Origin of the sequence: Arcanobacterium phocae, from assembly GCF_900105865.1 — a bacterium.
Classification (GTDB): domain Bacteria; phylum Actinomycetota; class Actinomycetes; order Actinomycetales; family Actinomycetaceae; genus Arcanobacterium; species Arcanobacterium phocae.
The window spans coordinates 1-17,249 of the sequence record NZ_LT629804.1; the positions used below are offsets into that span (position 1 = coordinate 1).

6 protein-coding genes, 2 rRNA genes, 4 pseudogenes and 1 other annotated feature are annotated in these 17,249 nt (G+C 52.5%); of the genes and pseudogenes, 7 read left to right on the plus strand and 5 right to left on the minus strand.

From position 1 onward, the window contains the following. Positions 1-12 precede the first annotated feature (12 nt). The 6 genes and pseudogenes from BLT51_RS09360 to BLT51_RS00015 form a co-directional block, all read left to right on the plus strand. A pseudogene (locus tag BLT51_RS09360) lies at positions 13-255 on the plus strand (Asp-tRNA(Asn)/Glu-tRNA(Gln) amidotransferase subunit GatB); the annotation flags it as partial. A gap of 11 nt (positions 256-266) precedes the next feature. Next, positions 267-763: pseudogene (locus BLT51_RS09250) on the plus strand (hypothetical protein). Between the two features lie 37 nt (positions 764-800). Next, positions 801-1,037, plus strand: a pseudogene (locus BLT51_RS09365) (Asp-tRNA(Asn)/Glu-tRNA(Gln) amidotransferase subunit GatB); the annotation flags it as partial. A gap of 85 nt (positions 1,038-1,122) precedes the next feature. Next, positions 1,123-1,194, plus strand: coding sequence for a hypothetical protein (locus tag BLT51_RS09370; RefSeq protein ID WP_269456655.1), 72 nt, complete (start codon positions 1,123-1,125; stop codon positions 1,192-1,194). 76 nt (positions 1,195-1,270) lie between these two features. Continuing rightward, positions 1,271-2,675: pseudogene (locus tag BLT51_RS00010) on the plus strand (malic enzyme-like NAD(P)-binding protein). Between the two features lie 445 nt (positions 2,676-3,120). After that, positions 3,121-4,646 (plus strand): 16S ribosomal RNA (locus BLT51_RS00015). A 255-nt stretch (positions 4,647-4,901) separates the two neighbouring features. Continuing rightward, positions 4,902-8,927, plus strand: a sequence feature (most likely nonfunctional fraction of RNA operon). Between the two features lie 255 nt (positions 8,928-9,182). Here the strand turns inward: BLT51_RS00015 and BLT51_RS00025 are convergent. From BLT51_RS00025 to gatC, 5 genes are all read right to left on the minus strand, one after another. Next, positions 9,183-10,709 (minus strand): 16S ribosomal RNA (locus BLT51_RS00025). A 445-nt stretch (positions 10,710-11,154) separates the two neighbouring features. After that, on the minus strand, positions 11,155-12,558 hold the full coding sequence (locus BLT51_RS00030; protein ID WP_091278403.1) for an NAD-dependent malic enzyme: 1,404 nt from the start codon (positions 12,556-12,558) through the stop codon (positions 11,155-11,157). A 75-nt stretch (positions 12,559-12,633) separates the two neighbouring features. After that, entirely contained in the window at positions 12,634-14,127 is a 1,494-nt protein-coding gene (gene gatB / locus BLT51_RS00035) for an Asp-tRNA(Asn)/Glu-tRNA(Gln) amidotransferase subunit GatB (protein WP_091278405.1), read from the minus strand. 3 nt (positions 14,128-14,130) lie between these two features. Continuing rightward, positions 14,131-15,621, minus strand: coding sequence for an Asp-tRNA(Asn)/Glu-tRNA(Gln) amidotransferase subunit GatA (gene gatA / locus BLT51_RS00040; protein ID WP_091282411.1), 1,491 nt, complete (start codon positions 15,619-15,621; stop codon positions 14,131-14,133). Between the two features lie 15 nt (positions 15,622-15,636). Then, entirely contained in the window at positions 15,637-15,933 is a 297-nt protein-coding gene (gene gatC, locus BLT51_RS00045; RefSeq protein ID WP_091278408.1) for an Asp-tRNA(Asn)/Glu-tRNA(Gln) amidotransferase subunit GatC, read from the minus strand. Positions 15,934-15,989: 56 nt separating this feature from the next. Between gatC and BLT51_RS00050 the strand changes: the two genes are divergently transcribed. Continuing rightward, positions 15,990-17,249 carry a phospholipase D-like domain-containing protein gene (locus tag BLT51_RS00050; protein WP_091278410.1) on the plus strand — a complete coding sequence of 420 codons (1,260 nt, stop codon included), beginning with the start codon at positions 15,990-15,992 and terminating at the stop codon, positions 17,247-17,249.

Below are 17,249 nucleotides of genomic sequence, written 5' to 3' on the forward strand. Positions count from 1 at the left end.
CAGACCTCGCAATCTGATGAGCCACTCGCTTATGACGGCTACCTCGATATCGAGCTTGACGACGGCGAAGTTTTCCGTGTCAACATTGAGCGTGCACACGTCGAAGAGGACGCCGGTAAGAACACCCATATCGGTGGCGAAGGGAGAATCCACGGCGCAGATCATTCGTTGGTTGATTACAACCGTGCGGGCGTTCCACTCGTTGAGATCGTTACCCGTCGATTGAAGGATGCGGCGATCGGGCTCCAGAGGTAGCGGCCAAGTATGTGCAGACTATCCGTGATATTGCTCGTGCGATCGGGGTTTCGGAAGCCGAATGGAACGCGGCAATGTTCGTGCTGATATCAACGTTCTCGTTGCGCAAGACCCCGGATTCCCCATTGGGTACGCGTACCGAAACAAAGAATGTTAATTCGTTCCGCTCGATTGCTGCCGCCGTAGAGTTTGAAATGTGCCGGCAAGGAGCAATCTTGTCTCATGGTGACAAGGTCCTTCAAGAAAACCCGTCATTTTCCAGGAGCTCGACGGGACAACGTTGCCGGGGAGGCCTAAGTCCGATGCGGACGACTACCGGTATTTCCCGGAGCCAGATTTGGTGCCGCTGGCGCCGGCTCGCGAATGGATCGAAGAATTGCGTGCTACCTTGCCAGAACTACCGGAGCAGAAACGCCGTCGTCTGCTTGGTGAGTGGGGTGTTTCAGCGAAGGAAATGCGCGACATCGTTAATGCAGGTGCGTTGGTTTTTGATCGAAGATTCGGTTAAAGCTGGTGCAACATCGGCTGGTGCGCGTAAATGGTGGATGGGCGAACTTGCCCGCTACGCGAAAGATAATGAGCTTGAGTTGGCGAATGTGCCGGTATCTAGCGAACAGGTTGCTGAGCTTGATGGCTTGGTTGAGTCTGGCAAGCTGACAGATAAGTTGGCCCGTCAGGCGTTGGCAGGTGTTTTAGCAGGCGAAGGTTCGCCGGCTGAGGTTGTTGCCGCACGTGGTTTGGAAATTGTTAGCGACGACGGCGCGCTCACGGCAGCTGTTGATGAAGCGCTGGCGGCAAACCCGGATGTTGTGGAGAAGATCCGCAGCGGTAAGGTGCAGGCCGGCGGGTGCGATCGTCGGCGCTGTTATGAAGGCAACTCACGGCAAGGCGGATGCCGCCCGCGTGCGTGAACTTATTATGGAGCGTGTTCAGCTCTAACCAGTAGCGCGCAGGATTTCCGGAATTTTTTCGCGGTCCTGCGCATTACTGTGTGTAGCTTAAACAAGGAGAACTTATGTCGAAAACACTACCTAGCTACAATGTAACCGTGCGTATCGGAATTCCTTTTGATCCGCGGGCAACCGCTACTTTAGTTAAGGAATTCGCAGACTACGGCGCAATTGTGACCGGTGTGGATATGGTCGAATCTGACGATGTCAATCTGGTAACCGATATCACCGCTAAAGTCGATGATATTGAGCATGCCGAACAGATTGCTGCAAAGCTTGAGGCACTAGAAGGTGTGCACGTCCACGGAATCCATGATTCTACTGTGCAAGCACATCTGGGCGGAAAAATTGAAATTGCGTTGAAAACGACCGTTAAACACTCGCCAGGATTTGGCGCGTGTCTACACCCCTGGGGTAGCGCGGATTTCGACGATGATTGCCAAGGATCCAGAACTTGCACGCAAGTTGACAGTTAAACGCAATACGGTGGCAGTGGTCTCTGATGGTACTGCGGTTTTGGGGCTGGGAGATGTAGGTCCGAAGGCTGCGATGCCGGTTATGGAAGGCAAGGCTGCGTTATTCAAGAAGTTTGGTGATGTCGATGCGTGGCCAATCTGTCTGGATACCACTGATACTGAGGAAATTATTAGCATCGTCAAGGCAATTTCCCCTGGTTTCGCAGGCATTAATCTGGAAGATATTTCGGCGCCACGCTGCTTTGAGATTGAACGGCGTTTGCGTGCTGAATTGGACATCCCGGTTTTCCATGATGACCAGCACGGCACTGCAGTTGTTGTGCTTGCAGCTTTGATTAACGCACTGAAAGTTGTTGGTAAGAAGATTGAAGATATTCGTATTGTTGTTTCTGGTGTTGGAGCTGCAGGTAATGCGATTATTCGTCTTCTCATGAAGCAGGGCGCACGTGACATCATCGGTGTTGGCCGTAACGGCGCGTTGGGACCGTTCCGTGAGGAAGCCGGCACTGACCGTAATTGGATTGCGCAGAACACCAACCCACGCGGTCAACAGGGGTCTATTCACGACGTCTTGGAAGGTGCTGACGTATTCATTGGTGTCTCGGCAGGTAACTTGCTAACGAGTAAGGATATTGCTGGAATGGCTAAGGAACCGATTGTATTCGCGTTGGCTAATCCGATTCCGGAAATCAATCCAATCGAGGCTGCCGAGCATGCTGCTATCGTGGCCACCGGGCGTTCCGACTATCCGAACCAGATCAACAATGTCCTGGCGTTCCCAGGAATTTTCCGAGGAATGCTAGACGTAAAAGCTACTGAGGTTACGGATCGCATGCTGGTGCTTGCTGCGCAAGCAATTGCTGATTCTGTAGAGCCAGAGCAACTGAATGCAAACTTCATCATTCCAGGCGTTTTCCATCCAACTGCTGCGCAACGTGTTGCACGTGCAATTCGGGAAGAGTACAAGCACTCTTTAACGCGTGAAGAAATGTAAAAGATTGTTGTAATTGGTGACTGTAGGTCGGCGGGGCACATGTGCCCCGCCGACTTTTTTCGAGCAGTAAGGCAAAAAGTAGAAATGTGATGGGGGTTACTCCATTTTTGGTTTGCTGTTTGGGTTGTGGGTGCGTATAGTTTTTATCTGTCGCCGGGAGCGCGGTTGTGGTTCTGGTGGTTGCCTTCTTGATGGTTGCCTGGTTTTTCTGGGTGGTTGTTGGGTGTGGGTGTGTTGTTTGATATCTCAATAGTGTGTCAGCTTTTTATTTTGATCATATTTATTTTGATGGCAGATGGTGGGCTGGTCTTTTGGGCTGGTTTGTTGTTTGTTGTTGTTTTTATTTTGGATGAGCTAGTTTTGGTTTGTCTGTTTTTAGAGTCTGTTTTTCGGGCTTTTCGAACGTGTATTGATTGGATGCCCTTTTTGTGGGGTGTTTGGTTTTTGTTTGGAGAGTTTGATCCTGGCTCAGGACGAACGCTGGCGGCGTGCTTAACACATGCAAGTCGAACGATGAAGCCCTAGCTTGCTGGGGTGGATTAGTGGCGAACGGGTGAGTAATACGTGAGTAACCTGCCCCCTTCTTTGGGATAAGCCTTGGAAACGGGGTCTAATACTGGATATTCTGCTTCTGCCGCATGGTGGGGGTTGGAAAGGTTTTTCTGGTGGGGGATGGGCTCACGGCCTATCAGCTTGTTGGTGGGGTGATGGCCTACCAAGGCGTCGACGGGTAGCCGGCCTGAGAGGGTGACCGGCCACATTGGGACTGAGATACGGCCCAGACTCCTACGGGAGGCAGCAGTGGGGAATATTGCACAATGGACGAAAGTCTGATGCAGCGACGCCGCGTGGGGGATGAAGGCTTTCGGGTTGTAAACTCCTTTTAGCACTGAACAAGGCGAAAGTTGAGGGTAGGTGTTGAATAAGCGCCGGCTAACTACGTGCCAGCAGCCGCGGTAATACGTAGGGCGCGAGCGTTGTCCGGAATTATTGGGCGTAAAGAGCTCGTAGGCGGTTTGTCGCGTCTGCTGTGAAAGACCGGGGCTTAACTCCGGGGCTGCAGTGGGTACGGGCAGACTAGAGTGCGGTAGGGGTAACTGGAATTCCTGGTGTAGCGGTGGAATGCGCAGATATCAGGAGGAACACCGATGGCGAAGGCAGGTTACTGGGCCGTTACTGACGCTGAGGAGCGAAAGCATGGGGAGCGAACAGGATTAGATACCCTGGTAGTCCATGCCGTAAACGTTGGGCACTAGGTGTGGGGCCTATTTCCATGGGTTCTGTACCGTAGCTAACGCATTAAGTGCCCGCCTGGGGAGTACGGCCGCAAGGCTAAAACTCAAAGGAATTGACGGGGGCCCGCACAAGCGGCGGAGCATGCGGATTAATTCGATGCAACGCGAAGAACCTTACCAAGGCTTGACATACACTGCGACATGCTAGAGATAGTGTGGCCTTCGGGGTGGTGTACAGGTGGTGCATGGTTGTCGTCAGCTCGTGTCGTGAGATGTTGGGTTAAGTCCCGCAACGAGCGCAACCCTTGTCTTGTGTTGCCAGCACGTTATGGTGGGGACTCACGAGAGACTGCCGGGGTTAACTCGGAGGAAGGTGGGGATGACGTCAAATCATCATGCCCCTTATGTCTTGGGCTTCACGCATGCTACAATGGCTGGTACAGAGGGTTGCGAGCCTGTGAGGGTGAGCGAATCCCTTAAAGCCAGTCTCAGTTCGGATTGGGGTCTGCAACTCGACCCCATGAAGTCGGAGTCGCTAGTAATCGCAGATCAGCAACGCTGCGGTGAATACGTTCCCGGGCCTTGTACACACCGCCCGTCACGTCACGAAAGTTGGTAACACCCGAAGCCCGTGGCCTAACCTTTTTGGGGGGAGCGGTCGAAGGTGGGATTGGCGATTGGGACGAAGTCGTAACAAGGTAGCCGTACCGGAAGGTGCGGCTGGATCACCTCCTTTCTAAGGAGCTACCTACATGCCCGTGTTTAATGTTTTGTTTTTTGTGGGTGTGGCTGGTGTCCCTGTTTTGGGGTGTTGGTTGTGGTGGTTTTTAGTGGAAAATGGTTGAGATGAGAAGTTGGCATGCTGTTGGGGTGTGGGGTAATACTCCTTGTGCTGCCTGTGATGGGCTGATGACTGTTTGGGTTGTTGGTTTGTTGTGGTGTTGGTGTGGTGGTTGAGAATTGTATAGTGGACGCGAGCATCTTTGGTTTTTTGTAAGTGTTCAAGAGCGTTCGGTGGATGCCTTGGCATACGGAGCCGATGAAGGACGTTGTAGCCTGCGATAAGCCTCGGGGAGTTGGCAAACGAGCTGTGATCCGGGGGTGTCCGAATGGGGAAACCTGGCCAGAGTTGTTTCTGGTTACCAGCATCTGAATGTATAGGGTGTTTGGGGGTAACGCGGGGAAGTGAAACATCTCAGTACCCGCAGGAAAAGATATTCTGTTAGTAGTGGCGAGCGAAAGCGGAAGAGGCTAAACCATGTGCGTGTGATAGCTGTCGGGCGTTGCGTGTGTGGTGTTGTGGGGCCGTGTTTTGACCTTGCCGATGAGGGGTCGAGTAGTGATAAATGCTGGTGTGTAGACGAATCAGTTGGGAAGCTGGACCGTAGACGGTGAGAGTCCGGTAGTTGGAACATGCTAGTCTGCTTTGCATGGTGCCCGAGTAGCACGGGACTCGTGAAATTTCGTGTGAATCTGCACAGACCACTGTGTAAGCCTAAATACTTCGTGTGACCGATAGTGTATGAGTACCGTGAGGGAATGGTGAAAAGTACCCCGGGAGGGGAGTGAAATAGTACCTGAAACCGGACGCTTACAATCCGTCAGAGCCTCCTTGGTAGGGGTGATGGCGTGCCTTTTGAAGAATGAGCCTGCGAGTTAGTGGCATGTAGCGAGGTTAACCCGTGTGGGGTAGCCGTAGCGAAAGCGAGTTTTAAAAAGCGTTGTTTAGTTGCATGTTCTAGACCCGAAGCGGGGTGATCTACCCATGGGCAGGTTGAAGCACGTGTAAGAGCGTGTGGAGGACCGAACCCACTTCAGTTGAAAATGGAGGGGATGACCTGTGGGTAGGGGTGAAAGGCCAATCAAACTCCGTGATAGCTGGTTCTCCCCGAAATGCATTTAGGTGCAGCGTCGTGTGTTTCTTACCGGAGGTAGAGCGACTGGATGGCCGATGGCCCTTATCGGGGTACTGACGTCAGCCAAACTCCGAATGCCGGTAAGTGAGAGCACGGCAGTGAGACTGCGGGGGATAAGCTTCGTAGTCGAGAGGGAAACAGCCCAGACCGCCGGTTAAGGCCCCTAAGCGTGTGCTAAGTGGGAAAGGATGTGGAGTTGCTGTGACAACCAGGAGGTTGGCTTAGAAGCAGCCACCCTTGAAAGAGTGCGTAATAGCTCACTGGTCAAGTGATTCTGCGCCGACAATGTAGCGGGGCTAAGTACACCGCCGAAACCGCGGCAATGAAATATTTTTGTTTTGTTGGGTAGGGGAGCGTCGTGCGTGAGGTGAAGCAGCACAGGTGACTGGTTGTGGATTTCGTACGAGTGAGAATGCAGGCATGAGTAGCGAATGACGGGTGAGAATCCCGTCCGCCGAATGACTAAGGGTTCCAGGGCCAGGTTCGTCCGCCCTGGGTTAGTCGGGTCCTAAGGCGAGGCCGACAGGCGTAGTCGATGGGCAACCAGTTGATATTCTGGTACCGGGCAAAGACCGTCAAGTGTTGAAATATGGGATACTAACCATCCAAACCATCATCTTCTTCCTTCGGGTTGGGGTGTGTGGGGAGCGTGGGACCTGATCGTAGAGTAGACAAGCGTGTTAACAGGGGTGACGCAGAGTGGTAGCTCCGCGTGGCTAATGGCTTGCCACGTTTAACAGTGCAGCCCGTTCCCTAGGTAAATCCGGGGGCGTGAGGGTGAGGCTGGATGATGACCCACTATTGTGGGGAAGTAGAGTGATCCTGTGCTGTCGAGAAAAGCCTCGACGTTAGGTCTTTGGCCGCCCGTACCCTAAACCGACACAGGTAGTCGAGTAGAGAATACTAAGGCGAGCGAGTGAATCGTGGTTAAGGAACTCGGCAAAATGCCCCCGTAACTTCGGAAGAAGGGGGCCTGGATCCTGAAGCTGTACTGGCTAGGGTGAAAGGCCGCAGAAACCAGGGAGAGAAGCGACTGTTTATCAAAAACAACACCGTAGCGAAACACTAATTTGTTAAAAAAACGTGTATAAAACACGTGGACGCGTCGTAAGCCCCACGTAAACGTGTTCGAGAACCGTGATAAACAGTGCGCACATTGCCTTTTGTTCTGCGGCCTTTCACCCTAGCCAGTACAGGCTTCAGATCCAGGCTTTTCCGAGTTACGGGGCATTTTGCCGAGTTCCTTAACCACGATTCACTCGCTCGCCTTAGTATTCTCTACTCGACTACCTGTGTCGGTTTAGGGTACGGGCGGCCAAAGACCTAACGTCGAGGCTTTTCTCGACAGCACAGGATCACTCTACTTCCCCACAATAGTGGGTCATCATCCAGCCTCACCCTCACGCCCCCGGATTTACCTAGGGAACGGGCTGCACTGTTAAACGTGGCAAGCCATTAGCCACGCGGAGCTACCACTCTGCGTCACCCCTGTTAACACGCTTGTCTACTCTACGATCAGGTCCCACGCTCCCCACACACCCCAACCCGAAGGAAGAAGATGATGGTTTGGATGGTTAGTATCCCATATTTCAACACTTGACGGTCTTTGCCCGGTACCAGAATATCAAACTGGTTGCCCATCGACTACGCCTGTCGGCCTCGCCTTAGGACCCGACTAACCCAGGGCGGACGAACCTGGCCCTGGAACCCTTAGTCATTCGGCGGACGGGATTCCCACCCGTCATTCGCTACTCATGCCTGCATTCTCACTCGTACGAAATCCACAACCAGTCACCTGTGCTGCTTCACCTCACGCACGACGCTCCCCTACCCAACAAAACAAAAATATTTCATTGCCGCGGTTTCGGCGGTGTACTTAGCCCCGCTACATTGTCGGCGCAGAATCACTTGACCAGTGAGCTATTACGCACTCTTTCAAGGGTGGCTGCTTCTAAGCCAACCTCCTGGTTGTCACAGCAACTCCACATCCTTTCCCACTTAGCACACGCTTAGGGGCCTTAACCGGCGGTCTGGGCTGTTTCCCTCTCGACTACGAAGCTTATCCCCCGCAGTCTCACTGCCGTGCTCTCACTTACCGGCATTCGGAGTTTGGCTGACGTCAGTACCCCGATAAGGGCCATCGGCCATCCAGTCGCTCTACCTCCGGTAAGAAACACACGACGCTGCACCTAAATGCATTTCGGGGAGAACCAGCTATCACGGAGTTTGATTGGCCTTTCACCCCTACCCACAGGTCATCCCCTCCATTTTCAACTGAAGTGGGTTCGGTCCTCCACACGCTCTTACACGTGCTTCAACCTGCCCATGGGTAGATCACCCCGCTTCGGGTCTAGAACATGCAACTAAACAACGCTTTTTAAAACTCGCTTTCGCTACGGCTACCCCACACGGGTTAACCTCGCTACATGCCACTAACTCGCAGGCTCATTCTTCAAAAGGCACGCCATCACCCCTACCAAGGAGGCTCTGACGGATTGTAAGCGTCCGGTTTCAGGTACTATTTCACTCCCCTCCCGGGGTACTTTTCACCATTCCCTCACGGTACTCATACACTATCGGTCACACGAAGTATTTAGGCTTACACAGTGGTCTGTGCAGATTCACACGAAATTTCACGAGTCCCGTGCTACTCGGGCACCATGCAAAGCAGACTAGCATGTTCCAACTACCGGACTCTCACCGTCTACGGTCCAGCTTCCCAACTGATTCGTCTACACACCAGCATTTATCACTACTCGACCCCTCATCGGCAAGGTCAAAACACGGCCCCACAACACCACACACGCAACGCCCGACAGCTATCACACGCACATGGTTTAGCCTCTTCCGCTTTCGCTCGCCACTACTAACAGAATATCTTTTCCTGCGGGTACTGAGATGTTTCACTTCCCCGCGTTACCCCCAAACACCCTATACATTCAGATGCTGGTAACCAGAAACAACTCTGGCCAGGTTTCCCCATTCGGACACCCCCGGATCACAGCTCGTTTGCCAACTCCCCGAGGCTTATCGCAGGCTACAACGTCCTTCATCGGCTCCGTATGCCAAGGCATCCACCGAACGCTCTTGAACACTTACAAAAAACCAAAGATGCTCGCGTCCACTATACAATTCTCAACCACCACACCAACACCACAACAAACCAACAACCCAAACAGTCATCAGCCCATCACAGGCAGCACAAGGAGTATTACCCCACACCCCAACAGCATGCCAACTTCTCATCTCAACCATTTTCCACTAAAAACCACCACAACCAACACCCCAAAACAGGGACACCAGCCACACCCACAAAAAACAAAACATTAAACACGGGCATGTAGGTAGCTCCTTAGAAAGGAGGTGATCCAGCCGCACCTTCCGGTACGGCTACCTTGTTACGACTTCGTCCCAATCGCCAATCCCACCTTCGACCGCTCCCCCCAAAAAGGTTAGGCCACGGGCTTCGGGTGTTACCAACTTTCGTGACGTGACGGGCGGTGTGTACAAGGCCCGGGAACGTATTCACCGCAGCGTTGCTGATCTGCGATTACTAGCGACTCCGACTTCATGGGGTCGAGTTGCAGACCCCAATCCGAACTGAGACTGGCTTTAAGGGATTCGCTCACCCTCACAGGCTCGCAACCCTCTGTACCAGCCATTGTAGCATGCGTGAAGCCCAAGACATAAGGGGCATGATGATTTGACGTCATCCCCACCTTCCTCCGAGTTAACCCCGGCAGTCTCTCGTGAGTCCCCACCATAACGTGCTGGCAACACAAGACAAGGGTTGCGCTCGTTGCGGGACTTAACCCAACATCTCACGACACGAGCTGACGACAACCATGCACCACCTGTACACCACCCCGAAGGCCACACTATCTCTAGCATGTCGCAGTGTATGTCAAGCCTTGGTAAGGTTCTTCGCGTTGCATCGAATTAATCCGCATGCTCCGCCGCTTGTGCGGGCCCCCGTCAATTCCTTTGAGTTTTAGCCTTGCGGCCGTACTCCCCAGGCGGGGCACTTAATGCGTTAGCTACGGTACAGAACCCATGGAAATAGGCCCCACACCTAGTGCCCAACGTTTACGGCATGGACTACCAGGGTATCTAATCCTGTTCGCTCCCCATGCTTTCGCTCCTCAGCGTCAGTAACGGCCCAGTAACCTGCCTTCGCCATCGGTGTTCCTCCTGATATCTGCGCATTCCACCGCTACACCAGGAATTCCAGTTACCCCTACCGCACTCTAGTCTGCCCGTACCCACTGCAGCCCCGGAGTTAAGCCCCGGTCTTTCACAGCAGACGCGACAAACCGCCTACGAGCTCTTTACGCCCAATAATTCCGGACAACGCTCGCGCCCTACGTATTACCGCGGCTGCTGGCACGTAGTTAGCCGGCGCTTATTCAACACCTACCCTCAACTTTCGCCTTGTTCAGTGCTAAAAGGAGTTTACAACCCGAAAGCCTTCATCCCCCACGCGGCGTCGCTGCATCAGACTTTCGTCCATTGTGCAATATTCCCCACTGCTGCCTCCCGTAGGAGTCTGGGCCGTATCTCAGTCCCAATGTGGCCGGTCACCCTCTCAGGCCGGCTACCCGTCGACGCCTTGGTAGGCCATCACCCCACCAACAAGCTGATAGGCCGTGAGCCCATCCCCCACCAGAAAAACCTTTCCAACCCCCACCATGCGGCAGAAGCAGAATATCCAGTATTAGACCCCGTTTCCAAGGCTTATCCCAAAGAAGGGGGCAGGTTACTCACGTATTACTCACCCGTTCGCCACTAATCCACCCCAGCAAGCTAGGGCTTCATCGTTCGACTTGCATGTGTTAAGCACGCCGCCAGCGTTCGTCCTGAGCCAGGATCAAACTCTCCAAACAAAAACCAAACACCCCACAAAAAGGGCATCCAATCAATACACGTTCGAAAAGCCCGAAAAACAGACTCTAAAAACAGACAAACCAAAACTAGCTCATCCAAAATAAAAACAACAACAAACAACAAACCAGCCCAAAAGACCAGCCCACCATCTGCCATCAAAATAAATATGATCAAAATAAAAAGCTGACACACTATTGAGATATCAAACAACACACCCACACCCAACAACCACCCAGAAAAACCAGGCAACCATCAAGAAGGCAACCACCAGAACCACAACCGCGCTCCCGGCGACAGATAAAAACTATACGCACCCACAACCCAAACAGCAAACCAAAATGGAGTAACCCCCATCACATTTCTACTTTTTGCCTTACTGCTCGAAAAAAAGTCGGCGGGGCACATGTGCCCCGCCGACCTACAGTCACCAATTACAACAATCTTTTACATTTCTTCACGCGTTAAAGAGTGCTTGTACTCTTCCCGAATTGCACGTGCAACACGTTGCGCAGCAGTTGGATGGAAAACGCCTGGAATGATGAAGTTTGCATTCAGTTGCTCTGGCTCTACAGAATCAGCAATTGCTTGCGCAGCAAGCACCAGCATGCGATCCGTAACCTCAGTAGCTTTTACGTCTAGCATTCCTCGGAAAATTCCTGGGAACGCCAGGACATTGTTGATCTGGTTCGGATAGTCGGAACGCCCGGTGGCCACGATAGCAGCATGCTCGGCAGCCTCGATTGGATTGATTTCCGGAATCGGATTAGCCAACGCGAATACAATCGGTTCCTTAGCCATTCCAGCAATATCCTTACTCGTTAGCAAGTTACCTGCCGAGACACCAATGAATACGTCAGCACCTTCCAAGACGTCGTGAATAGACCCCTGTTGACCGCGTGGGTTGGTGTTCTGCGCAATCCAATTACGGTCAGTGCCGGCTTCCTCACGGAACGGTCCCAACGCGCCGTTACGGCCAACACCGATGATGTCACGTGCGCCCTGCTTCATGAGAAGACGAATAATCGCATTACCTGCAGCTCCAACACCAGAAACAACAATACGAATATCTTCAATCTTCTTACCAACAACTTTCAGTGCGTTAATCAAAGCTGCAAGCACAACAACTGCAGTGCCGTGCTGGTCATCATGGAAAACCGGGATGTCCAATTCAGCACGCAAACGCCGTTCAATCTCAAAGCAGCGTGGCGCCGAAATATCTTCCAGATTAATGCCTGCGAAACCAGGGGAAATTGCCTTGACGATGCTAATAATTTCCTCAGTATCAGTGGTATCCAGACAGATTGGCCACGCATCGACATCACCAAACTTCTTGAATAACGCAGCCTTGCCTTCCATAACCGGCATCGCAGCCTTCGGACCTACATCTCCCAGCCCCAAAACCGCAGTACCATCAGAGACCACTGCCACCGTATTGCGTTTAACTGTCAACTTGCGTGCAAGTTCTGGATCCTTGGCAATCATCGTCGAAATCCGCGCTACCCCAGGGGTGTAGACACGCGCCAAATCCTGGCGAGTGTTTAACGGTCGTTTCAACGCAATTTCAATTTTTCCGCCCAGATGTGCTTGCACAGTAGAATCATGGATTCCGTGGACGTGCACACCTTCTAGTGCCTCAAGCTTTGCAGCAATCTGTTCGGCATGCTCAATATCATCGACTTTAGCGGTGATATCGGTTACCAGATTGACATCGTCAGATTCGACCATATCCACACCGGTCACAATTGCGCCGTAGTCTGCGAATTCCTTAACTAAAGTAGCGGTTGCCCGCGGATCAAAAGGAATTCCGATACGCACGGTTACATTGTAGCTAGGTAGTGTTTTCGACATAAGTTCTCCTTGTTTAAGCTACACACAGTAATGCGCAGGACCGCGAAAAAATTCCGGAATCCTGCGCGCTACTGGTTAGAGCTGAACACGCTCCATAATAAGTTCACGCACGCGGGCGGCATCCGCCTTGCCGTGAGTTGCCTTCATAACAGCGCCGACGATCGCACCCGCCGCCTGCACCTTACCGCTGCGGATCTTCTCCACAACATCCGGGTTTGCCGCCAGCGCTTCATCAACAGCTGCCGTGAGCGCGCCGTCGTCGCTAACAATTTCCAAACCACGTGCGGCAACAACCTCAGCCGGCGAACCTTCGCCTGCTAAAACACCTGCCAACGCCTGACGGGCCAACTTATCTGTCAGCTTGCCAGACTCAACCAAGCCATCAAGCTCAGCAACCTGTTCGCTAGATACCGGCACATTCGCCAACTCAAGCTCATTATCTTTCGCGTAGCGGGCAAGTTCGCCCATCCACCATTTACGCGCACCAGCCGATGTTGCACCAGCTTTAACCGAATCTTCGATCAAAACCAACGCACCTGCATTAACGATGTCGCGCATTTCCTTCGCTGAAACACCCCACTCACCAAGCAGACGACGGCGTTTCTGCTCCGGTAGTTCTGGCAAGGTAGCACGCAATTCTTCGATCCATTCGCGAGCCGGCGCCAGCGGCACCAAATCTGGCTCCGGGAAATACCGGTAGTCGTCCGCATCGGACTTAGGCCTCCCCGGCAACGTTGTCCCGTCGAGCTCCTGGAAATGACGGGTTTCTTGAAGGACCTTGTCACCATGAGACAAGATTGCTCCTTGCCGGCACATTTCAAACTCTACGGCGGCAGCAATCGAGCGGAACGAATTAACATTCTTTGTTTCGGTACGCGTACCCAATGGGGAATCCGGGGTCTTGCGCAACGAGACGTTGATATCAGCACGAACATTGCCGCGTTCCATTCGGGCTTCCGAAACCCCGATCGCACGAGCAATATCACGGATAGTCTGCACATACTTGGCCGCTACCTCTGGAGCCCGATCGCCGCATCCTTCAATCGGACGGGTAACGATCTCAACGAGTGGAACGCCCGCACGGTTGTAATCAACCAACGAATGATCTGCGCCGTGGATTCTCCCTTCGCCACCGATATGGGTGTTCTTACCGGCGTCCTCTTCGACGTGTGCACGCTCAATGTTGACACGGAAAACTTCGCCGTCGTCAAGCTCGATATCGAGGTAGCCGTCATAAGCGAGTGGCTCATCAGATTGCGAGGTCTGGAAGTTCTTTGCCAAATCAGGGTAGAAATAGTTCTTACGCGCGAACCGGCACGATTCTGCGATCGAACAGTTAAGTGCCAGGCCTAATTTGATCGCGTATTCGATAGCTTTCTTGTTTACCACCGGAAGTGATCCTGGCAGGCCTAGGGACACCGGGGTAATCAACGTGTTCGGATCGCCACCAAACGCGTTTGGAGCGCCATCGAACATTTTAGTTTTCGTTGATAGTTCGACGTGAACTTCGATACCCAAAACCGGATCAAAATTAGCGACGACGTCTGCATATTCCATCAGTTCAGTCATTGTTCAGTCCTCCCACATATCCATAGCCGGATGCGAGGCCGCCGGATCGGCAACCTTCTCCACCATCGCTGCTACCTTGTACATGCGTGCATCCTCAAATGTTGGTGCCATAATTTGGACACCAACTGGTAATCCTTCAGACAAACCAACCGGCACTGTCATTGCTGGAGCACCCGCCAAGTTTGCTGGAATGGTTGTCATATCGTTCTTATACATAGCCAACGGGTCGTCAAGCTTTTCACCAAACTTGAACGCGACAGTTGGTGTTGCCGGCGTCAGCAAAACATCGACCTGCTGGTATGCGGCTGCCAAATCACGTTGTACCAGCGTACGAACACGTTGCGCCGAGCCATAATACGCATCGTAAGTACCAGCTGACAATGCATAGGTTCCCAGAATGATACGGCGCTTAACTTCAGTACCGAACCCGGCTTCACGTGTTGCTGACATCATCGTTTCAGCAGTAACTGGACCTTCTTTAGGCAAAACCCGGTTGCCGAACCGAACGCCGTCGTAACGCGCCAAATTTGATGACATTTCAGCTGGCATGATCAAATAGTACGCTGCCATCGCGTAATCGAATGATGGACACGAAACCTCAACAAACTGCGCACCGGCTGCTTTGAGCTTCGCGACAAGGTCGTGGAAAGTATCGAGAACGCCAGGAGCGAAACCTTCTCCGTCTAGTTCCTTGACAATACCGAAAGTTACCCCGGAAAGATCACCCAGTTCTCCGCCTTCGTCCACAGCAGCAACAAGGTTGGAAAAATCGTTGGATAACGACGTCGAATCGAACGGGTCGTGCTTGCTGATGATTTCCTGCAGTGCTGCTGCATCTCGAACATCACGAGCAACCGGACCAACTTGGTCCAAAGACGACGCCATGGCAATGATTCCGTAGCGCGAAACTGCACCGTATGTTGGCTTGGCACCAACCGTACCGGTCATAGCGCCTGGCTGACGAATAGAACCACCTGTGTCGGACCCCAACGCCCACGGAGCCAAATAACCCGAGACAGCCGCTGCCGAGCCGCCACCGGAACCACCTGGGATCAGATCATGACCCCACGGATTTTGCGTTGGCCCGAAAGCCGAATGCTCTGTGGACGAGCCCATTGCAAACTCGTCCATATTAGTGTGACCCAAAATTGGTAGTCGTGCCTCTTTAAGCAACCGCACAACAGTAGCATCGTATGGCGGCAACCAGCCCTCGAGCATCTTCGAAGCCGCGGTTGTTGGCACGCCGTGCTGGCACATGTTGTCTTTTAATGCCACCGGGACCCCCGCAAAGAACGGCAATTCCTTGCCGGCTGCACGGTCCGCATCGACTGCTTGTGCTTCAGCAAGCGCGCCTTCGCGATCCACCGCCAAATACACATTCATTTTTGGATTCAATGCCGCAATACGATCGAGGAACGTCGTCGTCAATTCAACGGACGTAATCTCGCCGGCACGCAACAACTCTGCAAGTTCCCAAGCAGATTTTTTATGCATATCTGTTACCACGGTTTACTCCTCACCCAAGATTGCTGGAACACCAAACTTGCCATCTTCAGCATGCGGTGCCATGGCCAAAACTTCGTCCCGGTCCAAGCCTGGAACAACCTCATCGTCACGCCACACGTTTGTGAGCGGAATAGGATGGGACGTGGCTGGAATATCAGGGCTAACGACTTCTTTTAGTCGCGAAACAGACTCGTTGATAACTTCGAGTTCAGCCGCAAATTGCTCTAATTCTTGTTCACTTAGCGAAATACGCGCGAGGTCTGCCAACCGGGCAACCTCTTCTTTTGAAAATGTCGACATACCTCAATGGTATCTTCCCCACCCATTTGTGGCGAAACGTATCGTAAACTAATGGCATGTCTTTTTGGAAGAATCGTCCTGCGTCATCAGCAAAGCGAGTAGTGAAATTTACGTTACTCGCCGGTTTGAGCGCACAAATCGCAGCATTGGGCGCAATTATCGCTGTTGATGCGCAACGGAAACGTCGAAATCCACAAACAGGTGAGTTTCCTCATCTACCGCCGCGCACCGCCCGCGTGTCAGATTCCGAAGTGACAGTTTACACATTTGGAAATCATCTGTATGACGACATGATCGCTGCCATCGAATCGGCAACTGACCGAGTTTATTTCGAAACATACATTATCAAAGCCGACGACGTCGGATACCGCTTCCGCACTGCGCTCATCGACGCTGCCGAACGCGGAGTGGACGTATTCATTATTCTGGACACCCTTGGCAACCTCAACCAAGATCCAAAGTCACGCCGATTTCCAGAACTTCCGAACTTACACGTCATTAGATTCCCATTGTTACGCCCATGGATGTTCACTACCCGTTCTAAAGATTCGGGTTTTGACCACCGCAAAATACTCGTTATTGATGGCAAAATCGGATTTGTTGGCGGATACAATATCGGCCGGTTGTACGCCGACCACTGGCGTGACACCCACATTCGGGTATGCGGCCCGCGAACCTGGGAACTTGAAAATGCTTTTATCGATATGTGGAATGTTTACCGTTCGCATTCCCAACCAGCACTACCAGATGATGTAGTTCGCAGCTGGGTCTCAACTTTTACGGTTTCCCAGAATGTTCCGGCCTATCGCTCGTACCCAATCCGGGCAATGTATCTAGATACGATCAATCGCGCCTCGAAAAATGTTTGGATCACGATGGGATACTTCATCCCTGACTATGCGATCAAGGAATCACTAATCAATGCTGCTAAGCGCGGGGTGGATGTGCGGATTTTGATTCCGCAGTATTCTAATCACATTATTTCAGACTGGGTAGGACGCCCGCATTACTCAGAATTGCTTGCCGGCGGATGCCGTATTTTCTTATACAAAGACGCGATGGTACACGCCAAAACGATGACCGTCGACGGAATTTGGACAACCGTTGGTACCGCGAATTTTGATCGCCTATCAATGGCCGGCAATTACGAGGCTAACGCGGAAATCTTCGATCCGGGCGTTGCTGAGATTATGGAAGAAACGTTCCGACTTGATCTCACGAATTGCATCGAGCTAACTCGTGAATCATGGGATTCTCGCACCACACTAGCGTGGTTAGCTGAGAAACTCATGAAACCCTTGGCGCCGTTCGTTTAG

What these genes read in the sequence shown, in the direction of transcription:
- BLT51_RS00030 (WP_091278403.1), bottom strand. Translation starts at nt 12,558, where the DNA reads ATGTCGAAAACACTACCTAGCTACAATGTAACCGTGCGTATCGGAATT.
- gatB (WP_091278405.1), bottom strand. Translation starts at nt 14,127, where the DNA reads ATGACTGAACTGATGGAATATGCAGACGTCGTCGCTAATTTTGATCCG.
- gatA (WP_091282411.1), bottom strand. Translation starts at nt 15,621, where the DNA reads ATGCATAAAAAATCTGCTTGGGAACTTGCAGAGTTGTTGCGTGCCGGC.
- gatC (WP_091278408.1), bottom strand. Translation starts at nt 15,933, where the DNA reads ATGTCGACATTTTCAAAAGAAGAGGTTGCCCGGTTGGCAGACCTCGCG.
- BLT51_RS00050 (WP_091278410.1), top strand. Translation starts at nt 15,990, where the DNA reads ATGTCTTTTTGGAAGAATCGTCCTGCGTCATCAGCAAAGCGAGTAGTG.